This is a genomic window from Aeromicrobium sp. (genome assembly GCF_037719875.1).
Classification (GTDB): domain Bacteria; phylum Actinomycetota; class Actinomycetes; order Propionibacteriales; family Nocardioidaceae; genus Aeromicrobium.
Window position 1 is genome coordinate 21,969 of sequence record NZ_JBBJMJ010000004.1, and the last position, 22,162, is coordinate 44,130.

22 protein-coding genes, 4 tRNA genes and 1 riboswitch are annotated in these 22,162 nt (G+C 63.9%); of the genes, 20 read left to right on the forward strand and 6 right to left on the reverse strand.

What is annotated here, in order from left to right; translation table 11 throughout:
• Positions 1–463: 463 nt before the first annotated feature.
• On the forward strand, positions 464–1,549 hold the full coding sequence (locus tag WKF39_RS05790; protein ID WP_340386289.1) for a hypothetical protein: 1,086 nt from the start codon (positions 464–466) through the stop codon (positions 1,547–1,549).
• 112 nt (positions 1,550–1,661) lie between these two features.
• Here WKF39_RS05790 and WKF39_RS05795 read toward each other — a convergent pair.
• Positions 1,662–1,733: transfer RNA gene (locus WKF39_RS05795), tRNA-Val, on the reverse strand.
• A 54-nt stretch (positions 1,734–1,787) separates the two neighbouring features.
• Positions 1,788–2,621: an aminotransferase class IV gene (locus WKF39_RS05800; protein WP_340386290.1), complete on the reverse strand. Its 834-nt coding sequence runs from the start codon at positions 2,619–2,621 to the stop codon at positions 1,788–1,790.
• A 79-nt stretch (positions 2,622–2,700) separates the two neighbouring features.
• Here WKF39_RS05800 and WKF39_RS05805 point away from each other — a divergent pair.
• The 3 genes from WKF39_RS05805 (at position 2,701) to WKF39_RS05815 (ending at position 2,968) form a co-directional block, all read left to right on the forward strand.
• Positions 2,701–2,772, forward strand: a tRNA-Gly gene (locus WKF39_RS05805).
• 27 nt (positions 2,773–2,799) lie between these two features.
• Positions 2,800–2,870 (forward strand) — tRNA-Cys (locus WKF39_RS05810).
• Between the two features lie 24 nt (positions 2,871–2,894).
• Positions 2,895–2,968: transfer RNA gene (locus WKF39_RS05815), tRNA-Val, on the forward strand.
• A 100-nt stretch (positions 2,969–3,068) separates the two neighbouring features.
• Here WKF39_RS05815 and WKF39_RS05820 read toward each other — a convergent pair.
• Positions 3,069–4,196 carry a site-specific integrase gene (locus WKF39_RS05820; RefSeq protein ID WP_340386291.1) on the reverse strand — a complete coding sequence of 376 codons (1,128 nt, stop codon included), beginning with the start codon at positions 4,194–4,196 and terminating at the stop codon, positions 3,069–3,071.
• Between the two features lie 122 nt (positions 4,197–4,318).
• Here WKF39_RS05820 and WKF39_RS05825 point away from each other — a divergent pair, with 122 nt between their 5' ends.
• The 10 genes from WKF39_RS05825 to WKF39_RS05870 all read left to right on the forward strand — a co-directional run bounded on the left by WKF39_RS05825 (position 4,319) and on the right by WKF39_RS05870 (position 11,345).
• Positions 4,319–5,044 (forward strand): hypothetical protein, encoded by a 726-nt coding sequence (locus WKF39_RS05825; RefSeq protein WP_340386292.1) that lies wholly within the window; start codon positions 4,319–4,321, stop codon positions 5,042–5,044.
• 18 nt (positions 5,045–5,062) lie between these two features.
• Complete coding sequence (locus WKF39_RS05830) at positions 5,063–5,401, forward strand: hypothetical protein (RefSeq protein ID WP_340386293.1); 339 nt, start codon at positions 5,063–5,065, stop codon at positions 5,399–5,401.
• A 1-nt stretch (position 5,402) separates the two neighbouring features.
• Positions 5,403–5,813 carry a hypothetical protein gene (locus WKF39_RS05835; RefSeq protein WP_340386294.1) on the forward strand — a complete coding sequence of 137 codons (411 nt, stop codon included), beginning with the start codon at positions 5,403–5,405 and terminating at the stop codon, positions 5,811–5,813.
• Positions 5,810–6,073: a hypothetical protein gene (locus WKF39_RS05840; protein WP_340386295.1), complete on the forward strand. Its 264-nt coding sequence runs from the start codon at positions 5,810–5,812 to the stop codon at positions 6,071–6,073. The genes WKF39_RS05835 and WKF39_RS05840 overlap by 4 nt, the downstream gene beginning before the upstream one ends.
• 397 nt (positions 6,074–6,470) lie before the next feature.
• The gene (locus WKF39_RS05845) at positions 6,471–6,833 is read left to right on the forward strand and encodes a hypothetical protein (protein ID WP_340386296.1); all 363 of its coding nucleotides are present in this window, start codon (positions 6,471–6,473) and stop codon (positions 6,831–6,833) included.
• Positions 6,834–6,962: 129 nt separating this feature from the next.
• Positions 6,963–8,429, forward strand: coding sequence for a terminase large subunit (locus WKF39_RS05850; RefSeq protein ID WP_340386297.1), 1,467 nt, complete (start codon positions 6,963–6,965; stop codon positions 8,427–8,429).
• Positions 8,430–9,722, forward strand: coding sequence for a phage portal protein (locus WKF39_RS05855; RefSeq protein WP_340386298.1), 1,293 nt, complete (start codon positions 8,430–8,432; stop codon positions 9,720–9,722). It begins immediately after the preceding gene.
• The gene (locus tag WKF39_RS05860; RefSeq protein WP_340386299.1) at positions 9,719–10,459 is read left to right on the forward strand and encodes a hypothetical protein; all 741 of its coding nucleotides are present in this window, start codon (positions 9,719–9,721) and stop codon (positions 10,457–10,459) included. The genes WKF39_RS05855 and WKF39_RS05860 overlap by 4 nt, the downstream gene beginning before the upstream one ends.
• The gene (locus tag WKF39_RS05865) at positions 10,383–10,862 is read left to right on the forward strand and encodes a hypothetical protein (protein ID WP_340386300.1); all 480 of its coding nucleotides are present in this window, start codon (positions 10,383–10,385) and stop codon (positions 10,860–10,862) included. The genes WKF39_RS05860 and WKF39_RS05865 overlap by 77 nt, the downstream gene beginning before the upstream one ends.
• 18 nt (positions 10,863–10,880) lie before the next feature.
• A complete protein-coding gene (locus WKF39_RS05870) occupies positions 10,881–11,345 on the forward strand; it encodes a hypothetical protein (protein WP_340386301.1) in 465 nt (154 codons plus the stop codon).
• Between the two features lie 480 nt (positions 11,346–11,825).
• On the opposite strand, the gene WKF39_RS05875 is transcribed toward WKF39_RS05870, so the two are convergent.
• A complete protein-coding gene (locus WKF39_RS05875; protein WP_340386302.1) occupies positions 11,826–12,542 on the reverse strand; it encodes a DUF2510 domain-containing protein in 717 nt (238 codons plus the stop codon).
• Between the two features lie 219 nt (positions 12,543–12,761).
• On the opposite strand from WKF39_RS05875, the gene WKF39_RS05880 reads away from it, so the two are divergent.
• Positions 12,762–13,640: a phage major capsid protein gene (locus WKF39_RS05880; protein WP_340386303.1), complete on the forward strand. Its 879-nt coding sequence runs from the start codon at positions 12,762–12,764 to the stop codon at positions 13,638–13,640.
• 978 nt (positions 13,641–14,618) lie between these two features.
• Here WKF39_RS05880 and WKF39_RS05885 read toward each other — a convergent pair.
• Positions 14,619–15,530 (reverse strand): YihY/virulence factor BrkB family protein, encoded by a 912-nt coding sequence (locus tag WKF39_RS05885; protein WP_340386304.1) that lies wholly within the window; start codon positions 15,528–15,530, stop codon positions 14,619–14,621.
• A gap of 103 nt (positions 15,531–15,633) precedes the next feature.
• Between WKF39_RS05885 and WKF39_RS05890 the strand changes: the two genes are divergently transcribed.
• The 3 genes from WKF39_RS05890 to WKF39_RS05900 all read left to right on the forward strand — a co-directional run bounded on the left by WKF39_RS05890 (position 15,634) and on the right by WKF39_RS05900 (position 19,324).
• Positions 15,634–16,257, forward strand: a complete 624-nt coding sequence (locus WKF39_RS05890) for a hypothetical protein (RefSeq protein ID WP_340386305.1) — start codon at positions 15,634–15,636, stop codon at positions 16,255–16,257.
• Positions 16,258–16,582: 325 nt separating this feature from the next.
• A complete protein-coding gene (locus WKF39_RS05895; protein ID WP_340386306.1) occupies positions 16,583–18,268 on the forward strand; it encodes a nitrite/sulfite reductase in 1,686 nt (561 codons plus the stop codon).
• A gap of 297 nt (positions 18,269–18,565) precedes the next feature.
• The gene (locus tag WKF39_RS05900; RefSeq protein ID WP_340386307.1) at positions 18,566–19,324 is read left to right on the forward strand and encodes a sirohydrochlorin chelatase; all 759 of its coding nucleotides are present in this window, start codon (positions 18,566–18,568) and stop codon (positions 19,322–19,324) included.
• A 71-nt stretch (positions 19,325–19,395) separates the two neighbouring features.
• Here the strand turns inward: WKF39_RS05900 and WKF39_RS05905 are convergent, their stop codons facing one another.
• Positions 19,396–19,848 carry a 6,7-dimethyl-8-ribityllumazine synthase gene (locus tag WKF39_RS05905; protein ID WP_340386308.1) on the reverse strand — a complete coding sequence of 151 codons (453 nt, stop codon included), beginning with the start codon at positions 19,846–19,848 and terminating at the stop codon, positions 19,396–19,398.
• A 71-nt stretch (positions 19,849–19,919) separates the two neighbouring features.
• A riboswitch (FMN riboswitch) is annotated at positions 19,920–20,076 on the reverse strand.
• 189 nt (positions 20,077–20,265) lie between these two features.
• On the opposite strand from WKF39_RS05905, the gene WKF39_RS05910 reads away from it, so the two are divergent.
• Positions 20,266–20,892: a CDP-alcohol phosphatidyltransferase family protein gene (locus tag WKF39_RS05910; protein ID WP_340386309.1), complete on the forward strand. Its 627-nt coding sequence runs from the start codon at positions 20,266–20,268 to the stop codon at positions 20,890–20,892.
• 54 nt (positions 20,893–20,946) lie between these two features.
• Positions 20,947–22,158, forward strand: coding sequence for an ABC transporter substrate-binding protein (locus WKF39_RS05915; protein ID WP_340386310.1), 1,212 nt, complete (start codon positions 20,947–20,949; stop codon positions 22,156–22,158).
• Positions 22,159–22,162 lie beyond the last annotated feature (4 nt).

The window sequence follows — 22,162 nt, forward strand, 5'->3', positions numbered from 1 at the left end:
GTGAGTTGTTGAAGTCGTTCACAGGCGACGGCAAGTACGCCATCGACGAACGGACTCAGGACACGTTCCGATTCGGCTCACGAGATCCCGTCGCCCGCCTGCACCAGTACGGAAGTCGCAAAGGGCAGAACCCAAAGCGCCCCTGATGCGCCTGCCGATGAAGGTTCGTCAAGAGATCATCGACGCGATCCGAGACCACACGATTGGTCGGGACTGACGTCTCTATGCCATGGATGAGCAAAGGCGGGATCTCAATCTGGGAAGGCCAGTTCGAGGAACCGTCATACGTCGAAACTCGGACGGCAGAGCACCTTGTTTCGGAGCGCAAGGAAGCTGTGAAGATGCGATCGACTGGCCTGACCTATGCGCAGATTGGTCGCGCGATGCTCCTTCCGGAAGCACAGTCGCAAACATGTTCAACCGGGCTCGCAAGTAGACCGATGAACTCGGGCAGAATCAACGCATGCCCGCGCAGATCGTCGCCAAACTTCCGGACTTCTTGACTGCAACCGACGCCCCTTGGTGGTCAGCACTCTTGGGAGTGTTGGCGGGTGGCCTCTTGACCTTCCTGACTTCCTTCGTCATCGAGAAGCGGAAGGTCGATACAGAGCAAGCGAAGTTCGACCGCGAACAAGCGGTTCGTGATCGAGACCGAATTCTCAGCCTTGTTGCGGAGTTGGACGCGAACGCGATCGCCTACGTGGACAAGATGGTCGAGGCTTGGGACTTGTGGGGAGCAGAGTATCCAGACCATCGACTTGAAGATGGGAGGGCGGAGGACTGGGAGCCGGACGCTATTCAGCGATATCGATCCATCGTCAATGAATTCAGGAAGGGCATAATTCCTCTACTCAGCGCGGCCTCACAGTTGAGTGTTCTCGGGCTGGACGAGATCGGGCCAGCGGTCAATAACGTCACCCGGAACGCGCAGAGGTTACGGCCATCCATGCCTGAGGGAGGCCATCACGCGACGATTCAAGCCGTGCAGGACGCCCTCAACATCCTGAGACGGATAACGACCGACACGATGCTCGACCGCAAGGACGAGTCGTCGGAGATGTTTGACCGATTGCTTCTTGAATCGCAGAACCTTCGAACTGTCATCGACGAGAGGCCCGGTCTTCGACGGGTTTTCATTGCCGATACGACGGACGCAACTATCCTCAACGTGCCAAGTCAGGACACGATGATGATGACTCGGGCAGCGTCTTTCATGGCCTCCCAGTACGCCGATAAGGGGATGTCGTCGGTGGCGTGGATCATGGAACTTTTCGACGGGACTTTCGACGTGTACGCGGTCGGGTTGCCGACTGAGGGGACCCCTGTGACCAACGTTCGGTACACCCATCCCTTAGAAGAGGAAGAGATCTACGGAGCCTCCCCAATGACTCAGATGACCTTCACCGAAGATGGCTCTTTCAACATCCTGAGAGTGAAGCGAACTGCCGACGGATATGAAGTGTTGGACGAGCAGAGAGTGGAAAGCGACGACTTCCAGACGATCGCAGACGCGTTCAACGAAAAGTTGCGCGACCCCGACGAGGACTAACCGAGCACCGTCGACAGAAGAAAGTCGTCTCACATGGCGGGAAGGTTCCTCATATGTTCCTCGCGCCAGAGCGGATAACAGAAAAACCCTCCAATTGGAGGGCAAATCTGGGTGGGCGATACTGGGTTCGAACCAGTGACCTCTTCGGTGTGAACGAAGCGCGCTACCACTGCGCCAATCGCCCGCGTGCGTCAGAAACCCTAACCTACCGGCCTTCCGACCAGCGAATGTGCCCCGCCTAGGGATCGACGTTCTTCGCGGCTTCACGAGCCCAGATCTCCTGGGCGCGCTGCGTCACCGGGCCCGGCGCTGCGACCTCGCGGCCATCCACGCGAGAGATCCCCTGCACGTCACGAGTCGTGCCCACCAGGATCACCTCGTCGGCCGTGTCGAGCACCTCGATCGGTGCGTCACGCTCGACGACGTCGAGCTCACCTGCACACCACTCCAGCACGAGGGCCCGCGTGACGCCGGCCAACGGCCCGGCCGACAGGGTCGGCGTGATCAGCTGCTCGCCGATCACATAGAAGATGTTGGATCCGGTGCCCTCACACAGATCGCCGGCGGTGTTCGGCATGACCGCTTCGGACCCGCCCCGGGCGATGGCGTGCTCGACCATCAGCGCATTCTCGGCATAGGACGTCGTCTTGAGCCCAGCCAAGGCGCCCCGCTCGTTGCGGGGCCACGGGACGGTCGCGATCGCGCTGACCGACGGCGGTCGGTCACACGGCTCGGTGATGACGACCTGGGTCAGGCCATCACTCCCCCGTGGTGAACCCAGCGGGCCGGGTCCAGACGTCACGGTCACCCGGATCCGACCGAAGGGCAGCTCCTGGCCCTCGATCGTCGCGGCGACTCCTTCGCGGATCGCGGCGATGTCCGGCTTGCCGATCCCGAGGCCCTCTGCGGAGCGTACGAGCCGGGCGAGGTGACGGGTCAGAGCGAATGGCTCCCCCGCCTCGATCTTGATGGTCTCGAACACCCCGTCGCCCACGATCATGCCGTGATCCAGGGCGCTGATGGACGGTTCGCCCGGCGATTGCAACAGGTGCCCGTTCAACCATGTCTTCATGTCGTCACGCTACCCACCCCGGTTTGGGTTCGCCGCTCCGAATCGGCTAAAGTCTCGTGTCGCCTCAATTTGAGGCACTGCGGACATAGCTCAGTGGTAGAGCATCACCTTGCCAAGGTGAGGGTCGCGAGTTCGAATCTCGTTGTCCGCTCGGAGCGGGTCTCCATACCCATCCAGCGGTGGGTTGGCCGAGAGGCGAGGCAACGGACTGCAAATCCGTTTACACGGGTTCAAATCCCGTACCCACCTCGAGCATCACAACTGAATATGCACGGGCGATTGGCGCAGTCTGGTAGCGCGCTTCCCTGACACGGAAGAGGTCACTGGTTCAAACCCAGTATCGCCCACCCTGATAATCCCTCCAATCGGAGGGATTTTCTGCTTCTACAGTTAGTTCAGATTCTCTGAAACTGCCGATTGACAGCCACCCTGACAGCCATCTGCAGGCTAGACGTCAAAGGCAGCAGCGAGACCGTCCATCGCAGTGCGGGCGACCTCGTCGGAGAGATGCCCGTAAACCTCCGCCGTGGTGCGGATGTCAGAGTGCCCCAGCAGGTCCGAGACGCCTCGCAGGTGAATGCCTGATTCGAGCATCGAGGTAGCAGCAGAGTGACGCAGCGCGTGCACTGTGACGTCGAGCAGACCAGCAGCCTCAGCGGCCCGCTTGATCTCCCGCAGGACGTTGCTCGGATCGACGGGCAGGCCTGTCTCTGTGGTGAAGACGTGGCCGAGATCGCGCCACTGGTCCCCCGCTCGCAGCCTGTCCTCAGCCTGCGCCTTGCGCTGGGCCTTGAGCAGAGCGACGACCGACGCGGGCAGCGGCAGCGTCCGTCGTGACTTGGCAGTCTTGGGCTGAGAAATGACCAGCGCCCCGTTAACCCGAGCAAGGGTGCCGCGCACTTTCAGCGCAGGGTGATCACCCGTCAGGGTCAGGTCATCCCAGCGGAGCGCGAGCGCCTCACCCTTGCGGAGCCCTAGCGTCGCGATCAGGGTCAGCAGCCGATGGGCTCGCCGATCCTTGGCAGCCAGCAGCAGCGCCTTGACCTCAGTCGAGGACAGGTGCCGAGCCTCGCCCTTGATCACGGTGGGTTGCTTGACCAGTCGCGAGGGATTACGGGCTAGGAGTCCATCGCGCACCGCATCGTCGAGCGCCATCCGGAGTACGTGGAAGATTCGGGCGATGGTAGAAGTCGCCTTTTTCTGGCCTTGCAGATGCACGATGAACGCGTCGACGTCGGAGGCTCGGAGCCGCTCCAGCGGGATAATGCTCAGCGGGCCGCGTTCGAGGTGTGTGCGGCTCAGCGAGCGATACAGGGCCTTGGTCGTGTCCTTGCGGTTGGAGGCCGTTAGCGTGGATTCGCGCCACTGAGCACACCAGTCCCCCAGCGTCCGACTCGCATCCTTGACGGGAGCCCCGGCCTCGATCCGTTCGCGGGCGTCTTTGACCTTGGCCCGTACCTCAGCCTGAGTCTTGCCCGTAAAGTACTTCCGATCCTTCTCGCCCGTGATCGGGTCGGTGAAGCGGATCGCGTACTGATAACGCCCATCCGCTCGCTTGGTCATTCGTGCTGCCATGGTTCTCTCTCTTCTCTCTCGGTTCGCTCAGTCTGCCGGACTTAAGAGGTCACGGCGGACTTTCGAGAGATCAGCGCGTCGAGGTCAGCCCGAGGTATGCGGGCTGCACGTCCGAGGTGGACTTGACCGAGTTCACCCGTCTTGACGAGGCGGTGCAGCGTCGTGCGGGAGATGCCGAGCAGTCGAGCGGCTTCGGCTTGCGTGAGGAGGCGCGTTTCCTCTTGTTTCTGTGGGTCCATGTTCATAGTACGGCGAAGTCGGCGAAGTGGACCGGCTCGCAGCCGGACGATACTGACGATGTGCTGCTGACTCCCGCCGACCACCGGCTGACTGAGGACGAGATCCGCGTGCAGTTTGGCGGGCTGGTGCGTGCGGGGGTCGAGGCGTTCCGCACGGACCTCGAATACACGATCGCGCTGGCTGAGGCGTGGGCAGCAAGGCACCGGGCACCGACGCCTCTAACGCGCGAGCAGCGCGAGATTCGGGCGATGGAGCGGCACCGGCAGGCCGAACTCACGCGAGAACTGAATGCGGCTCGGGACAAGATTCTGCGAGAGGCGTTCGCGGCTGGCCGGGTCAGCACCGACGTTTCGCAGGAGGTCGGGATCTCCGCTAGCAGTGTGTTGCTGAAATGGCGCGAAATGGGTCTGCAAGCAGCGCACCGGCCAAGGACGCACCACGGCAACTCGGGCCGACCGAGAAGCGCGCTGACCGATCACCGCGAGCAGGTTGTGCGGCAACACTTCGACGAAGGCCTGACTCAGGAGCAGAGCGCGTCGATCTTAGGGATCTCGCAGTCCGGCGTCAGTCTCATTAGGATTCGGCTGGGTCTGAAAACGCAGCACTGACCGGCCGATACTTTCGATGTGGCGATCTACTCGGTACTCAAGCACCGCGCGACGGTCAAGCGGTCAGCGCGGACTTTTGAGGACGGCCGAGCCGCTTACGAGTGGTTCACGGTGGCTATTGACGTGCCGTGTCTGCTCGATGCAGTCGAGCGCAGCGAAGACAGCGAGACGGAGTTTCAGAAGGCCGATCGTAGAGGCGCACTTCTGAGCGGACCGGGCTCACCGATGCAGCCCGGTGACCGGGTCGTGATGACGCGAGGGGCAGCGGGCACGTTCCTCATCAGAGACGACCCCGAGCAGCGCGCCAACTTCCACGGCATCAGCCATCGTGAGCACGGCGTAGAGCAGGTGGCCTGATATGGATCTCGTACATGCGACAGTCATCCGGCTGCAGGAGTCCGATCGTGTCAGCGTCCCGGTCTACAACCGCAAGGAGCCCGGCAAGATTGACGGGACCGGCAGCCTCTACCTCGTCATCAAGGATGGTGGCACGTGGGGCACCAGCCAGCACCACACGCGAGTCAAGCGCATCGTGCGGGTGGATCTGTACGCAGATTGCCAGAGAGATAATGACGGGCTGCCGGTCGAGGACGACGCAGCCGCACGCGCGTGGAGTGTCTGGGCTGGAGTAGATGCCGAGTTGCACGACCTCGCGCACGGATGGATGGCCGTCTGCAGCAGCCTACGCAGCGATGAGCCGTCCGAGATCGAGATCCCCGGAGCAGAGCACTCAATCCTCTTGAGCGGACGCTACGAGGTGTCAGCGTGAGCGGCAAGCAGCAGGGACTTACAGCCGCTGAGGTCGACGGAAGCCTGCTCGCGATGGCACTCATCGAGGCTGGCCTACGAGCAGACCATGAAGCCCTCACCGTGCTCTTCGCCGAAGCCGAGCGGACACCTGACGGTGTCCTTGCTGGGCTCGTGTCGAGCATGTGCCAACTCCTCCACGCCACGATGGGCGACGAGGCAATCCAGCAGGTCCAGCACTGGCGCGCCCGGATCTTGGATGAGAAGCCGGTGAACGGCTGATGTTGGGGTTCACAAAGGCGTGTCTCGACTGTGGGGCAGACACGACCAATGAGTCACGGTGTGACACCCATCAGGCTGAGAAGGACGCAGCACGCAAGGCAGCACACGAGCGCACCCGCACCCGTCCCACTGCTCATGAGCGCGGGCTAGATGGGGCGTGGAAGAGGCTCAGCCTCAAGGCCCGGCGTATGCAGCCATGGTGCAGTGACTGCGGCAGCACAGACCCCGCCACCCTGACCACTGACCACCTGCCCTCAGCGTGGGCAGCGAAGGCAGCGCGTCGCTTTATCACCATCGAGATGGTCGATGTCGTGTGCGGACCATGCAATACCCGAAGAGGAAGCAGCAGACCGGGGACACCGAGGTATGAGGCATGGCTCAATGAGCAGGTGCCTGCATGAGCAAGGCACACATGAGGTCGAGCCTCAACGTCGGACCACTCAAGAGGCAGTTGGAGCAGTTCGAGCACCTGCCCGACGAGCGCACCGTGGCAGCACTCGATGCCACGCTCGCGGCCGCGTTCGATGTGACGCAGGAGTTCGTGCACAAGGACACCGGCCAACTGGCAGCGAGTGGTCGAGTGTCCTCGTGGCACTACGGCAGCGAGTGGGGCGGAAGGATCACCTACGGCGGAGCAGCGGCGTATTACGCTCAATGGGAGTTCAGCCGCGAAGGACATCACCCGTTCGACGACGACCCGGCGCTGCATGCGTTCGAGCAGCACTTCGAAGAGGTGGTGCGCGATGCACTCGACCACTGAGCACGCTCAATGGTGGGGGGTCCAGACCACGTCTCAAGGGGTCTGCCCGTTTGGTTTTGGAGAAGTTTCTAACTCTTACTTGCGAGCGGCCTCGTGAGCGCCGTGCTGGAGGCCGCTAAGGGCCCTCTGATGAGCCATAAGCCGGGTCCTAAGGCGCAGGCGAGCATGGAGCCGCTGGATCTGACGGACCTCGGACCACGGGATCACCGACGGGTCGACAAGTTCGCGAAGAGGTACCTCGTCGTCCCCAAGGGCAAGGACGCTCTGAGCCCGTTCGTGGCTCGTCCGTGGCAGCGGGAGATCGACCGGGGCATCTTCCCGGCGAAGGGACCGCGTCCGAGGCAAGGGCTCATCAGCCTGCCAAGAGGCAACGGCAAAAGCGCCAATGGTGCACGGCTCGCGCTCTATGCGCTGCTGGCCGACGAGGTCGAGTCGCCGCAGGTGCTCGTCGTCGCGTCTGACTATCGGCAGGCCGGGATCATCTTCGGGATGGCCCGCAGGATGGTCGAGTTGAGTCCCGAACTGTCGGCACGCTGCAAGATCCTCAAGGACCGCATCGAGGTGCCGGGGACGAACGGCATCCTGATGCCGCTTCCGGCTGAGGAAGCAGCCTTGCAGGGCTGGGACCCGTCGCTGTGTCTCGTGGATGAGTTGCACGTCGTCACGCGTCCGGTTTTCGAGTCGATGGTGCTCGCGTCCGGCAAGCGGGAGCAGAGCCTTGTGCTCGCGCTCTCGACGCCTGCGGACTCCGAGGAATCGGTGATGTGGGATCTCGTGAATCTGGCGCGGACGAGCCCGGACCCAAGTTTCTACTTTCGTGAATGGACCAGCGACCCTAAGCACCCTGTCGACTGCCTGCATTGCTGGAAGTCGAGCAACCCGGCACTAGGCGACTTCCTGAGCCGGGACGCGATGCGGAGCAGTCTGCGGATCACCCGGGAGAGCGCGTTCCGTCGTCTCCGGCTGGGGCAATGGCTGGACGTCGTCGAGGACTCGTGGCTGACTCCCGATCTCCTCAAGGCGACCGCGCAGCCCGGGCCCGTAGCCGATGGGGCGAACGTCGTCTTGAGCGTTGACGGGTCGTTCTCTGGTGACGCGACGGCGATCACAGCCACAACGATCTCGACCGAGCCCCACTTCGACAAGGTGGGTCTGTGGGAGCCGACCGCTCATGCCGAGGGATGGCGGGTGCCCGTGCTGGAGGTCGAGCAGGCCGTGCGGGACGCCTGCAAGCGGTGGCGAGTCGCTGAGGTCAACTTCGACCCCGCGCGGTGGACGCGCAGCATGCAGCAGTTGCAGACCGAGGGCTATCCGGTTCGGGAGTTCCCGCAGAGCGCGCAGCGAATGACCCCCGCGACGGTCGGACTGTATGAGGCGTTCTGCAACGGGACCGTGACGCACTCAGGGGACGCGGACTTGAACCGGCACCTACTCAACGCGCGAGTGATCGAGGACTCGCGAGGCACCCGCGTGCAGAAGGAGAACAAGGACAGCGAGAAAAAAATCGACCTCGCAGTTTGCTCAATCATGGGGCACGCTCGCGCGCTGTTCCTTGCCAATCAAAAGCCGCAGCGTCGGCGTGTAGCGGGGTTCTAAATGACCGAGATCGTGGCGCGACTTTCGCGCAAACTCGACGAGCAGGCGAACGTCGTCCGGGGCTGGGAGCAGCGATACAACGGCGAAGTGCCGCTCACGTTCCTCAGCGTCAAAGATCGGCAAGCCCTAGGTGACCGGCTCAAGTACCTCAACGTGAACTTAAGCCGCCTCGCGGTCGATGCTCTAGCCGAGCGCATCCGGGTCGTGGGGTTCAAGGTCAACGGGCAACACGACGCGGATCTCTGGGAACGCTGGCAGTCGCTGGGCATGGAGGAAGGCTCCGGGCAGGCCGTGACCGATGCGCTGATGTGCGGGCGAGGGTTCGTGTCGGTGTGGGCGAACGAGGACGGGCCGATGGCAACACCTGAGGCAGCAGCGCAGTGCATCATCGAGCGCGATCCCGTGACCCGTGAAGGCATCGCAGGATTGAAGCGGTGGACCGAGGACGGCAAGGGCTGGAGCGTCCTGTACGAGCCGTGGCAGGTCACGACGTACAAGAGCCTCGCAGGCGTTCCCGAAGGCGGAATGATCCCCGCTGACGGGTGGACGCAGGTGGACTCTCGACCGTCCCCGCTGGGAGTGCTGACGCTGCATCAGGTCACGAACCGAGGTCGCGTCTCCGAGGCTTACGGGGTCTCTGACATGGCACAGATTGCAGATCTCAACGACGCGCTGGTGAAGACCCTCGTGGACGCACTCGTGACCTCCGAGGCATACGCGAGGCCCAAGCGGTGGGCGACCGGGCTCGCGATCGTCGAGGACGCCGACGGCAACCCTCAGGACCCATTCACCGAGAGCATGAAACTGTGGCAGGCCGAGCAGCCCGACACGAAGTTTGGCGATTTCGCGCAGGCCGATCTAGGCGGATACGGGACGCTCGTCGGCATCCTTCTCAACCAAATCAGCGCACTGTCTGGCCTGCCGAGCCACTACCTCTCGATGAGCAGCCAGCCCATCAGCGGTGAAGAGACGAAGGCCCGCGAGACCTCCCTTGTGTCGAGGGCTGAGGCGAAGATCCGCAGCGTCCGGCAGCCGTTCGCAGACATCGCGCGGCAGATGGTCGCGATCCGCGACGGCGTGCCCGTCCGCTCAGTGCGGGTCGAGCCGTTGTTCGCAGACCCGGCAACCCGGACGCAGGCGCAGGACGCTGACGCGGCTACGAAGTTGCACGCCGAGGGCTTGCTCTCTGTCGAGGCAACACTGCAGCGCATAGGCATGAGCCCGGACGAGATCTCCGACGACAAGACAGCAAGGCTCGCTGAGGCCGCGCTCAGGATGGCGGCGAATCTGTGACGACCGAGCAGCAGGCGAACGCGGAGAGCGCAGCGGCCAAGGTCGCGGCTCTGTCAGCCCTATACGCAGCCGGGACCATCACCCGCGAAGCGTTCACGCAAGTGTTCGCGGCGATCGTCTACGGAGCCAAGATCCGAGCCGCACGCCTCGCAGAGATCGACCTCTTCCGCTGGTCCCTGACGAACTGGCCCGAGCCGATCGAGCCGCTAGGAATCGCTCCGGGTCCCGAGGTGCTCCAGACCCTGCAGAAGGCCGCTGAGACGATCACAGCGGACGCACCCGAGCCCGTGCCCGAAGACGTGCTAGAAGGCGCTGAGGAGCCCGTGGAAGACATAGAGGACCCCGAGGCGGGAACTGCCCGTCTGTCGTTCTGGACAGGCGTAGAGACGAGCAGCAGCAGGGTCGCCCGGGATGCAGCCGAGGAGACCGGCCGGGACACCAAGCAAGCCCGCATGCGACGAGCAGAGATCCCTGCGTGGCGCTGGGTCGCGCAGCCCGACGCCTGCGAAGAGTGCCGAAGGCGAGACGGGAACGTCTACCGGATCTCGATCAAGTTCCGAGACCACCCGCAGTGCCTCTGTGACTTGGAGCCTGCAACAGACGAGGAAGTCAGGATCAGCGAACGCAAGCGCGCCGCTGCAAAACGAAAGCGAGAAGCCCATGCCGAAGAACTCTCAGATCCTGCCGGAGCCGAGCACGGAGCCGGACGAGCACGAGAAGGAGCCGGAGCAGCCTGAGGCTGACGAGGAGCACGAGGAGCAGCCTGAGACGGCCGAGGATGGCCGTACGGAGCCCGAGACGTTCACCCGGGAGTACGTCGAGCAACTGCGCGCCGAGGCCGCTGAGGGACGGATCAAGTCCAAGCGCGCTACGGACCTTGAGACCGCACTACGCGAAGCAGTCATCTCAAAGGTGGCCGGGAGCATCCTGCAGGACCCGAGTTCGCTGGAGTGGTCCGACAATCTCGCAGACGAGGATGGGATGCCGAGCCCGGATCTCATCCGCGAAGCAGCCGAAGCCCTCGCGGCCGCGAAGCCTCACCTCAGCAGAGTTAGCGGTCCGGTACTTCAAGGGCATCGAGGTGAAGATTCTGACGCTGGAACCGTCGATCTTGCTGGACTGCTGCGGGCTGGTGCCTGACGCCAATACGATCGGCGAATGACTGAAGCGAATGAGCCCGAGGTGGTGACTCCGTCTGGTGGCGGGGGTTGCCTGAAGTTGATCGGCGTCTTCGTATTGCTGTTCGCGCTGATGACAGGATGCTTTGCGCTGAAGGACTACTTCGATGAGCAAGGGGCGACGAAGGACGATGGAGCGCGGACCATCCCCGTGAGGATGGGCGTCACGGACGACACGTTCACGATCAGGCCGGAGGGGCGCATCTTCACCGACCACGGAGAGACGTACCTGACGATCTCGGCCCTGCGGAGCGAGACCGACCCGGACAACAGGACGCCACAACTCAAGGCCGAAGTGATGTACGAAGGTATCGACGTTCCGTTCACGTGCGAGATGAATCGTCCTTACATCTGGGGCAGTTTCACCGAGTACGACGAACTCCAGTTAGCGTGCGGGAAGATGGGACACGACACCGCCGAGTCAGCCGTCATCACTGGGTCCTGACCGTTGAGGATCCTGCGTTTAGTGGTGATCGGCTCGCGCGCGACAACGACTTTTCGCTGCAATCGCGGGAAGTCGACCCATTTTCGTGCACGCACTTGCCGATACTCTCTCCGCAGGGCCGAGTTTCTGCTGACAGCAACCCAGCAACATCGGGAGATGCGGGCTTGGAAACGACGCAGGAGGCTCGTCGTGTCAGTCAAGGCGTAGGAACCCTGACCGCTGGCGGCGAGTAGATGACACTGTGGCGAAACGGGGAGGGTTAAGCCCTTTCTCTGGAGCATCTTCGGATGGTCTGGCCTGACGACTTGGACTGTCAGGACAGTCACGACCTACCTCGTTCTGAGGTGAATGTGGCTGTGGGGAGGGTGACCTAGCCTGCCCTGAATCACTTCACTTCACGCTCACTCTGAAAACGTGAGAGGAGAGGCGAGAACAACAGCGGCCCCACCCGGGCGGATAGGGCCACTGCTGACTCGGCTTTTAGAGGTCGTTTTGGAAGTCGTACTTGTACGGACCTTTCACAAACTCGTCAGTCGAAATGAACTGGACTGTCACCGCTGTTCCGGGCTTAACCGTGTTCGCGCTGCCCTGTAGTGACCCGACCGCATCTTTGCCCTTGAAGAGCGTCACAGTGAAGATGTTCGTTCCACCGTCTTCGTTGTCGCCCGTGTAAGTGATGCGAGCGGTGCCGCCGAGGCTTCCGAGACCATCGTCTTTGATCTTGATCGAGTCGAGGCGCCAATCACCGTTCTGCAACGGAAACTTGCTAGATCCGAAGGCACTGGGTTCGTCCTTGGACTCTTCGCCTGAGTTGCTTCCTTCGTCAGTCTTCTTCTCAGTTGAGGCGGATGGGGCGTCCGATGTGTTGCTCGCGGAATCGTCATCGGAACTGCCGCCGCCGCTTGTGGCCGCAACTATGACGATGATCAGAAGTAAGGCGATCGCGAGTATCCAACGCTTCTTCTTGAACCACGGACGGCTGGCCTTCGCGTAGGCTTTCGCGGCTTTGGCGTCAGCCCTTGGGTTGCCCGTCATGGTGGTCCCGGCGTGTGGTGCGGCTGATTGCTGCGATGCGGTGGGAGCCTGCATCTGGTCGGTCCATCCGTTGCCGTCCCAGTAGCGAGAGTTGCCGGACTGGTCCGGGTAGTACCCCGGAGGCGGCTTGCCGCCTTCTGGCGGCTGAGGTGTTTGGGTCATTGCGATGTTTCCTCCCCTAGAGAAATGTCGTTGGCGACAGGGTATGAGCCGGAGCGACAAGTTGTGGTGATTTCTCAGGTTTGCCTCAGAAAGGTTCGAGGCCGCCTGCCGATACTTGTGGCAACACGACGTGATGGCCGGGTGCCGGATCGTCGGTAGGCGGATGGCTAGAGGCCAGAAGCAGAGAAGTTCACTCTCTACTTTCATCGGAGCACCCTCATGACCGTCACCCGCGTAACCGCACCCGAACTCTCCACGGAACAAGTGGCGAAGATCCTCACGCTGCCGCTAGAGGCACAGAGCCTCTTTCTCGCAGCAGGTCCCCGGATCTACGACACGACCGGACCGCTGAGGATTCCCGGGCTAGGTGCGCCGGTCGCTGATGTGGGGTGGACAGGCGAAGCCGAGTTGATCCCGGAGCGGGATGTCGACTTCGGCGAGGTCTCGCTTCTCCCGAGCACGATGAAGAGCGTCAAGGTCATCACGCGCTTTTCCAACGAACTCGCCCGCTCTTCTGTCATCGCTCTGGATGCAGCCCTCAAGCAGCGCCTCGTGACCGACGTCGCTGCGAAACTGGACAAGCAGTTCTTCTCAGCATCAGGTGACGGAGTCACGACCCCGCAAGGCTTGTTCGCTTGGTCCGGGATTCAGACGCTGCCCGTAGGCGGACCGCTGACCTATGACGTGCTGCTCGCAGCATGGTCAAAGGCTCTGTCGGCCAACGTCAACATGACGTCGCTCAAGTGGGTGCTGACCCCGAGGGAGTTCGTCACGCTCAAGGGCTTGAAGGACAACGATCAGCGGTACCTTGCCCAGCCGGACCCGACGCAGGATTCGGTCTACCGCGCTTTCGGGATTCCGATCGTCGTCGTCGGCCGCATCCCGGACACGACCGGCGCCACACCGACGGGCAGGGCTGCTCTGGTGGACTTCTCGCAGGTTGCCGTGGCCCGGGACCTTGCACCCTCCGTCACTGTCCTGCGCGAGCGTTACGCGGACTATGACGAGCAGGCGCTGCGAGTTGTCGCACGGTACGACGTCAAGCCGGTGAATCCGCAGGCCGTCGTGGCTCTGACCGGCATCACGATCCCGGCCTGACCATGATCCCGCTGCCCACGGGCCAAACCGTCTTGAACTATCTGGGATGGCCCTCCGATGATGCGCTAGTGGTTCAGGCCACGAAGCACGCGCAGCAGGCTGCAGTCCTCGCGAAGTCCTACGTTCGCGGCCGAGGGTTCGGGACCGGAGTTGACGCCGGGAAGTGCGAGGAAGACCTCGCAGCCGTCATCATCAGCAGCGCAGCCCGGAGCCTTAGCAATCCGAGCAGTGCACGCGAGATAGAGGCTGGCACGTTCAAAGAGGCGCCGGGATCGTTCTATGGCTGGTCGCTCGTCGAGTTGCTCGTGCTGCAAGGTCATCGGCGCATGTGTGGCTGATTCCTACTATTGATAGAGACTTCTGGCCGCGAATCGGGCGCAGCGGTCAGAGAGGCGGAGCCCCGGGCGCAGGACGCCCGGGGCATTCGCTTTTGACAGCCACTTTGACAGCCATTGAGTCGGATTTCTGCTGGTTTCACGTTGTTTCGGTTTGTGCATATTTGCTGGAATCGCAGCGATTGTGCTACCTGTGGAAACACCCTGAAACGTGCCCCAGAACTCTGACACGGAAGAGGTCACAGGTTCAAGTCCTGTATCGCCCACCACATCGAAACCGCAGTTCAGAGAACATTCTGACCTGCGGTTTCTGCGTCCCCTAGTCATTCAGGGCATCAGCCCTAGTCAACTCGAATGAGATTCGCACGGATCTCCGTATTCACGAGGCGCCCCGGGGTCTAAGTCCATCTAATGGGAACTGCGTGTCTCTGGATCCAGGGGCCAGAGACACGCCAGCACGGCTGGTCTCGATGTCGTCGCCGGACGTTCACGTCGCGTTGGTTGCCGACCGCCGCGCGCGATCGTAGGTTGGATCACGAGCCGGCCGGTGAACACCTCCCCGCCGGTGCACACAGTACGGAGCTGGGGCGCGTCACCGCCGGCGCGCCCTGCTCCGTGCGACACCCTCAACCCCCCGACACGCTCAGGGGGCAGGGCTGTCCAGCAGCGGCGGTTCCCGGTGTCCCCAGCGCGAGTCGTCGAGCCCCTGCTCCACGGCCGCGTTGATCGCTGCGCCGATCAGCACGGCGATCGACAGGACGTACAGCCACAGCAGCACCGCGATGGGTGCCGCCAACGGCCCATAGATCGATGTGCCGCCGGTGGAGAACCCGAGCGCCCCTCGGACGAAATAGCTGCCGAAGATCCACAGCAGCAGGGTGAACACGGCGCCCGGCAAGCCCACCCGCCACCGCTTCCGCACCGGCACGGCCAGGTGATAGAGCGTCGTGAGGAACCCGACCGAGAGCACCAGCACCGCGGGCCAGTAGAAGAACCGGAGGAAGGCGAACCGGTCCGACAGGAGCTCGGCCGCCACCTGGGGGCCGGCCAGGATCATCGGCACGAGGATGATGCCGACCAGCAACGCGACGATGTAGAGCCCGAACGAAAGGGCTCGGGTCTTGACGATCCCCCGGTGCCCGCCGAGGCCGTAGATGATCGAGATCGTGTCGATGAAGACGTTGAGGGCCCGCGAGCCTGACCACAACGCCAGGACGAACCCGATCGAGATCACGTCGATGCGCCCGCCACCCAGGACGTCGTTGAGTGTCGGCGCGATGACCTCGTCGACCGTGTCAGGGGTCAGCGCCTGCGAAGCGAGCTGGATGACGCGGTCCTTCAGCACGTCGACCTGGGCCACGTCATAGCGATCAGCGATGAATCCGATCGTCCCCGCGAGGCCGAAGACCAGCGGTGGCAGGGACAAGATGGCGAAGAATGCGGCCTCGGCAGCCAGACCAGTGACGCGATATCGAAAGCAGCTGCTGACCGTGCGGGCGACGACCCGCTTGCCTGCCTCGGGGACCCCCGGTCGGTCTACCGGTTCCACCACCATGGCTCTACCGTAGCGACATGGATCCCCTGCATCGCGCACCAACCAGTCGGGTGGTTCCATCGATCGAAACCTTTCCCGCGCCACCCCCTCATCTGGAGAGCGAATGCGCCGTCTGACCATGGGGGCGCTGCTGTCAGCGTTGCTCACTCTCGTCTCGGCGATGGCACTCAGGGCCGCCGACGCCACCCTCGCCGTGGCAGCCGTCGCCGCCGTGGTGGTGCTTTTCGCCTGGTATGCCCTGCTGCACTCCACCGACGAGCGCTCGACCCTGGACCTCGCCAACCCGGCTTCGGCAGTGACCCTCGCGGTCGTCGGGCGCCAGCCGTGGGGCAATCTCCTGCCTGCCATCGCAGCGCACACGGTCGGCGCCGTGATCGGCGGACTTGCCGCCCTCGCCCTGGAGGATCGGCTCGGCGACACCCTGGTCTTCGCCCAACCGGGCCTCGTGGTCACCGCCGCGGGCGCCGCGCTGGTCGGCCTGATCGGCGCCTGGGCGACCCTCAGCGTCGATGGTGATGGGCACGAATCGCTTGCTGCCATCCCGGCCGTGGTCAGTGGTGCGATCCTGCCGCTCGGCCTGCTCACGGCGTTTCATCCCGCCGCGGTGATCGGCCTGGCGACCGCCGGGCTGGTGCCGTGGGACGTCGCCCTGGTTGCCTCCGGATCGACGCTCGCCGCATCGATCGTGGGTGCCTACGCCGTGACCGTCCTCGTACCGCACGAGTGACGCGGGCCACACAGGAGCCGACTTCCCCTCTGCGCCTTGGCGACAAATCCCACCATATGGACAGGTGTCCCACATCGTGGGACCGGTGCTTGTTCTTGTGAAGACATGTCCGCAGACTGTTTCACATGCTTGCTGCACAGGCCCTCTGGCTCGTGGGACGACTCCATGTCGACCTCGGTCGTGCTCGCAACATGATGTGTCGCTGATCAACGCGCGACCTCTGCACTGATCTCGATCAACTCAGTCTCGATCAAACCAGGCGCGCGGCGACCTCATCCGTGACGAATCTGTCCTGATCGCCGTGTGCCCTTTCCAAGGGAAGTTCATGGCTTCAGCACCCGGCACCGACACACCAGCCCGTCGCCCGCGCCCCAAGCGCGGCGAGGGTCAGTGGGCCCTGGGCTACCGCGAGCCGCTGAACGCCAACGAGCAATCCAAGAAGGACGACAATCCGCTCAACGTCCGCGCCCGGATCGAGAACATCTACGCCCACCGAGGCTTCGACTCGATCGACCCCGGCGACATGCGTGGCCGCTTCCGCTGGTGGGGCCTCTACACCCAGCGCAAGCCCGGCATCGATGGCGGCAAGACCGCGACGCTCGAGCCCGAAGAGCTCGACGACGAATACTTCATGCTCCGTGTACGCATCGACGGTGGCCAGCTCAACCTCGCCCAGCTGCGTACCGTCGCGGACCTGTCGGTCGACTACGCCCGCGACTCCGCCGACCTCACCGACCGTCAGAACGTGCAGTACCACTGGATCGACATCCGCGACGTCCCGACCATCTGGGAGCGTCTCGAGGCCGTCGGCCTGTCGACGCAGGAGGCCTGCGGCGACTGCCCGCGCGTCATCCTCGGAAGTCCGGTTGCCGGTGTGTCCGAGGACGAGATCATCGACGGAACTCCCGCGATCGAGCAGATCGAGAACCAGTTCATCGGTGACAAGGAGTTCTCGAACCTCCCACGCAAGTACAAGACCGCGATCAGCGGACACCCCGGTCACGATGTCGTGCCGCAGATCAATGACATCGCCTTCGCCGGCGCAGTGCACCCTGAGCATGGGCCCGGCTTCGACCTCTGGGTCGGCGGCGGGCTGTCCACCAACCCGATGCTCGCCCAACGGGTTGGCGTGTGGGTGCCGCTCGATGAGGTCCCACAGGTATGGAAGGCCGTCACCAGCGTCTTCCGCGACTATGGCTACCGCCGCCTCCGCACCCGCGCGAGGCTCAAGTTCCTGATTGCCGACTGGGGCGTCGAAAAGTTCCGCGACGTGCTCGAGACCGAATATCTCGGACGTTCGCTGATCGATCTCGACGCACCCGAGGCGCCCGAGACCCCTGCTGACCACGTCGGAATCTTCCGCCAGAAGGACGGCAAATTCTTCGTCGGCGCCGCGCCCACGGTGGGTCGCATCTCCGGAACGCTGCTCAACCAGGTCGCCGACATCGTCGAGGCGCATGGAAGCGATCGCGTCCGCACGACCCCGATGCAAAAGCTCCTCGTGCTCGACGTCGACGAGGACAAGGTCGAGTCGCTCGTCAGCGCGCTGGCCGAGATCGGCCTTGACGCACGTCCGTCGCAGTGGCGCCGCAACACGATGGCCTGCACCGGCATCGAGTACTGCAAGCTCGCGATCGTCAACACCAAGGACCGGGCCAAGGACCTGATCGCCGAGCTCGAGCAGCGCGTCCCCGAGCTCGACACACCGATCACCGTGAACGTCAACGGCTGCCCCAACTCCTGCGCCCGCATCCAGACCGCAGACATCGGCCTCAAGGGCATGCTCGTGATGGACGAGCACGGCAACCAGGTCGAGGGTTTCCAGGTCCACCTCGGTGGGGCACTCGGGCTCGAGGCCGGCTTCGGCCGCAAGCTCCGCCAGCACAAGGTCACCGGCGACCACCTGCCCGACTATGTCGAGAAGCTCTCGCGGACCTACATCGAGCAGCGTGAGGACGCCGAGTCCTTCGCCCGCTGGGTTGCCCGCGCAGACGAGGAGGTCCTGCGATGAAGGACCCCCAGTCCAAGACCTTTCGTGCCGGCGCGCACGGCCATGTGGCGCGTTCGCCTCGGTCACGACGAGGGAGCGTTACGTCATGAGTGCACGAGCCGTCCCTTTCCACTGCCCCTACTGTGCCGACGAGGACCTGCGTCCCCACGGCGAGAAGCACGGCGAGTGGGAATGTCGATCGTGCCTGAGGGCGTTTCGCCTCGGCTTCATCGGCCAGCTCGCACCGAGCGATGTCACCACCTACTCACCCCCGTCACCATCAACCCCTGCAGCACCACCTGGAAGGAGGACAGCATCATGACCGCACCAGCACTCATTGCTCTTGCGCATGGCAGCCGCGATCCGCGCTCTGCCACGACCATCACCGCCCTTACGGAGTTGGTCGCGTGCATGCGCCCAGACCTCCGGCTGGAGCCGGCGTTCCTCGACCTCGCCGAGCCCGACTTCGACCAGGTCGTTGACCGGCTCGTCACCGAGGGGCACCAAGAGATTGTCGTCGTCCCGTTGCTGCTCACCGAGGCTTTCCACGCCAACGTCGACGTTCCACACGCGATCAAGTCAGCTCTGGCCCGTCACGAGGGCATCAAGATCCAGGCCACCAAGGTGCTCGGCATCGAGAACGCGTTCTTCCACGTGCTCGACAAACGACTCCGAGAGGCCCTGTCCAAGAACCGGGTCCGCGAGCTCGACGCGCTCGTGCTGGCTGGAGCCGGCTCGTCCGACCCGATCGCCAACGCGGCCATCTCCCGGGCGGCTCGGGCATGGGGAGCGCACCACAAGCTGCCGACGATCGCGGCGTTCGCGTCCAGCGTCCCGCCGGCGGCCGGAGAGGCCGTACGCGCTCACCGCGCAGACGGTCGCCGTCACATCGCCGTCGGTCAGCTCTTCCTCGCGCCGGGCGTCCTGCCCGACCGGGTGACCGAGCTGGCATACGAGGCAGGCGCGGTCGCCGTGGCCGAGCCACTCGGTGTCGACGTCGAGGTGGCCCGTGTCATCCTGGCCCGCTATGCCGTCGGCGCGGTCGACCTCGTTCCGCTCGAGGCGCTGTTCGCCTAGCCCGCCTGACCTGTGACGTCATCACCGCCGCGTGTGAATCAGCACGGCGGTGATGACGTCCCGCCGGGAGATCAGGCGGGAATGCGTTCCAGCCCTGACAAGGTGGAGACGACCGCATCGGCGAGTTCCTGACCCTTCACCGCGAAGTGACGCGTGAAGTAGTCATGATGCTCAGCATGCTCGTGGAACTGGTGCGGGGTGAGCACAGCGGAGAAGACCGGCACGTCAGTCTCCAGCTGCACCCGCATCAGGGCGTCGACAACCGATCCGGCGACGAAGTCATGGCGATAGATGCCGCCGTCGACGACGAGCGCACACGCGGCGATCGCGGCATACCGGCCTGACAGCGCGAGCCGCTTCACGTGCAGCGGCATCTCGAAGGCTCCCGGCACCTCATGCACCTCGACCTCGTACGAACCGGCCTCGGCGAGACCCTTGCGGATCCCCTCAACTGCCTGGTCGACGATGTCAGCGTGCCAACGCGCTGCAACGACCGCGATCCGGGGTGTGCCTGACTGCGTCATATGTCCTCCTGTTTGCGTGGTCACCCAGGGCGACGACGCATCCGAGGGCGGCTTGGGCCGTCACCAACGTGTCGCGTTCTCTCTCATCCGGACTATGACCGTCGGCCCCGGAGTCACACCGGGTCTGCTGACCCTCCCGCGAAGGAGGCGCTCGCGGGCTCATGCTGGCCCCGGGTGGGACCCGCCATCACCGCCGGTGGGGAGTTTCGCCCCGCCCTGAGAACGTACGAGATCGACGCTAGCACCAGAACCGCGTGATCGTCTGCGACAGAGGGCCGTCACATTGCGACGGCCCAGCCTTGGTGCCACGCGTGACCGCTAGGCGACCCGGTGGCGTTCGAGCGCTGTTTGACCCGGCATCGGGCTCGGGCATGCGCGAGAGTTGAGCCAGCACACAACCGACCAGGGGAAGGCACGATGCTCGACAGGGCCGCCCGAAGGATCACCGCACCGCTACTGGACCGGATCGCCCCCACCCTCGCACGCAGCGGCATTCACCCCTCGGCCATCACCGCAGTCGGCTGGGCCGCGGGCGTCGCCGCGTGCCTTGCGATCACGCAAGGGGCGTGGCAGGTCGCCCTGATCCTGTGGTTGGTCAATCGGCTGCTCGACGGCCTCGACGGAGCCGTGGCTCGCCAAGTCGGGCCAACTGATCTTGGCGGTTTCCTCGACATCACCGCTGACTTCAGCATCTACGCGGGATTCGTCTTGGCGGTCGCGATCGAGGTGCCGGAGGCGCGGGTGGCCTGCGTCGCGCTGTTGGTCGCCTACTACGTCTCCGGGACCGCATTCCTCGCGCTGTCGTCGATACTGGAACGTCGCCGCGCCAACCAGCTCCTCGATGAGCGATCTTTGCGCTTCGTCGGTGGGCTGGCCGAAGGCACCGAGACTGTCATCGTCTACGCCCTCATCACGCTCGTGCCCCAGCAAGCCGAGATCATCGCGTGGATCTTCACCGCGGCGGTCGCCTTCACCGCGCTCCAACGCATCGTCCAGGGCATCACAACCCTCAGACGAGACCCTTCACTCCGCTCGACCACCTGACCCTTCCCACCTAAGGAACCCGACATCCGTCTCCCTCTCCGCCTTCGCGCCCTCGTGCTGATCCTGGCGACTTCGACCGCCCTCGTCCTGAGCGCCTGCGGCGCCAGCGATGACCCCGGCACCAAGGTCGACAGCCAAGACTGGTCGGGCGTTCTCGCCGATGCCAAGGGCGAGACCGTCAACTGGTACATGTTCGGCGGCGACGACGCCCTCAACACCTTCGTCGAGGATGAAGTAGCACCGCGACTGGCCAGCCGAGGTGTCAAGCTCAAGCAGGTCAGGATCACCGACACCGCTGAGGCGGTCAACAAGGTTCTCGGTGAGGTTCAGGCTGGTCGTACCAGCGGCGGGAGCGTCGATGCCATCTGGATCAACGGCGAAAACTTCGCCACCGGCGTCCAGGCCGACATCTGGGCTTGCGGCTGGGCTGACGACCTTCCCAACGATTCCTACGTCGACCACACCGACCCTGCCGTCGCGAATGACTTCGGTGTGCCGGTCAAGGGGTGCGAATCGGTCTGGCAGAAGGCCAACTCCGCGCTCGTCTACGACAGCGCCAAGCTCGACCCCGCCGACGTCGCCTCAGGTGACTCGCTGTTGGCCTGGGTGAAGGCCAACCCGGGCCGATTCGCCTATCCCGCGCCACCAGACTTCACCGGATCGTTGGCCGTGCGATCGCTGCTGTATTCACGGATCGATGGACCCTCCTCGCTCTCGGGCGCCTTCGACGAGCAGGCATACACCAAGGCGACCTCGACCTTCTTCGACGACTTGAACGCTCTCGAACCGAGCCTGTGGCGCAAAGGAGAGACCTATCCCTCCAGCCAGGACGATGTCGAGAGGCTGTTCGCCGACGGTGAGATCAGTGCCTACTTCACGTACGGTCCCGGCGCGGTTGCCACCAAGGTTGACGACGGCGTCTTCCCGACATCGACCCGCGAGGCCGTCCTGTCCAGCGGCAACATCAGCAACTTCAGCTTCATCAGCATCCCGAAGAATGCCGCGCACCGCTCCGCTGCATTCGTCCTGGCCGACACGTTGCAGGCTCCCGAGGTCCAGCTGGCGATGTTCAAGGCAACCGGTGCCTACCCCGGCATCGGCGTGTCGCGCACCAGCAAGACGGCCCAGAAGGAGTTCGCCCGCGTGCCCCGCAGCGCATCGGTCCTGTCGATCGACGAGCTCTCGGCCCGCGCCCAGCCCGAGCTCTCCAGTGAATACCTGACCCGGATCGAGAAGGACTGGAAGTCTCAAGTCCTTCAGAAGTAGACAT

Bases quoted from the DNA above. Each gene is read 5' to 3' on its own strand.
- WKF39_RS05890 (WP_340386305.1), top strand. From the start codon at position 15,634: ATGCGCCGTCTGACCATGGGGGCGCTGCTGTCAGCGTTGCTCACTCTC.
- WKF39_RS05835 (WP_340386294.1), top strand. From the start codon at position 5,403: ATGGATCTCGTACATGCGACAGTCATCCGGCTGCAGGAGTCCGATCGT.
- WKF39_RS05870 (WP_340386301.1), top strand. From the start codon at position 10,881: ATGACTGAAGCGAATGAGCCCGAGGTGGTGACTCCGTCTGGTGGCGGG.
- WKF39_RS05800 (WP_340386290.1), bottom strand. From the start codon at position 2,621: ATGAAGACATGGTTGAACGGGCACCTGTTGCAATCGCCGGGCGAACCG.
- WKF39_RS05820 (WP_340386291.1), bottom strand. From the start codon at position 4,196: ATGGCAGCACGAATGACCAAGCGAGCGGATGGGCGTTATCAGTACGCG.
- WKF39_RS05865 (WP_340386300.1), top strand. From the start codon at position 10,383: ATGCCGAAGAACTCTCAGATCCTGCCGGAGCCGAGCACGGAGCCGGAC.
- WKF39_RS05880 (WP_340386303.1), top strand. From the start codon at position 12,762: ATGACCGTCACCCGCGTAACCGCACCCGAACTCTCCACGGAACAAGTG.
- WKF39_RS05900 (WP_340386307.1), top strand. From the start codon at position 18,566: ATGACCGCACCAGCACTCATTGCTCTTGCGCATGGCAGCCGCGATCCG.
- WKF39_RS05875 (WP_340386302.1), bottom strand. From the start codon at position 12,542: ATGACCCAAACACCTCAGCCGCCAGAAGGCGGCAAGCCGCCTCCGGGG.
- WKF39_RS05885 (WP_340386304.1), bottom strand. From the start codon at position 15,530: ATGGTGGTGGAACCGGTAGACCGACCGGGGGTCCCCGAGGCAGGCAAG.
- WKF39_RS05895 (WP_340386306.1), top strand. From the start codon at position 16,583: ATGGCTTCAGCACCCGGCACCGACACACCAGCCCGTCGCCCGCGCCCC.
- WKF39_RS05855 (WP_340386298.1), top strand. From the start codon at position 8,430: ATGACCGAGATCGTGGCGCGACTTTCGCGCAAACTCGACGAGCAGGCG.
- WKF39_RS05850 (WP_340386297.1), top strand. From the start codon at position 6,963: ATGAGCCATAAGCCGGGTCCTAAGGCGCAGGCGAGCATGGAGCCGCTG.
- WKF39_RS05790 (WP_340386289.1), top strand. From the start codon at position 464: ATGCCCGCGCAGATCGTCGCCAAACTTCCGGACTTCTTGACTGCAACC.
- WKF39_RS05910 (WP_340386309.1), top strand. From the start codon at position 20,266: ATGCTCGACAGGGCCGCCCGAAGGATCACCGCACCGCTACTGGACCGG.
- WKF39_RS05845 (WP_340386296.1), top strand. From the start codon at position 6,471: ATGAGCAAGGCACACATGAGGTCGAGCCTCAACGTCGGACCACTCAAG.
- WKF39_RS05905 (WP_340386308.1), bottom strand. From the start codon at position 19,848: ATGACGCAGTCAGGCACACCCCGGATCGCGGTCGTTGCAGCGCGTTGG.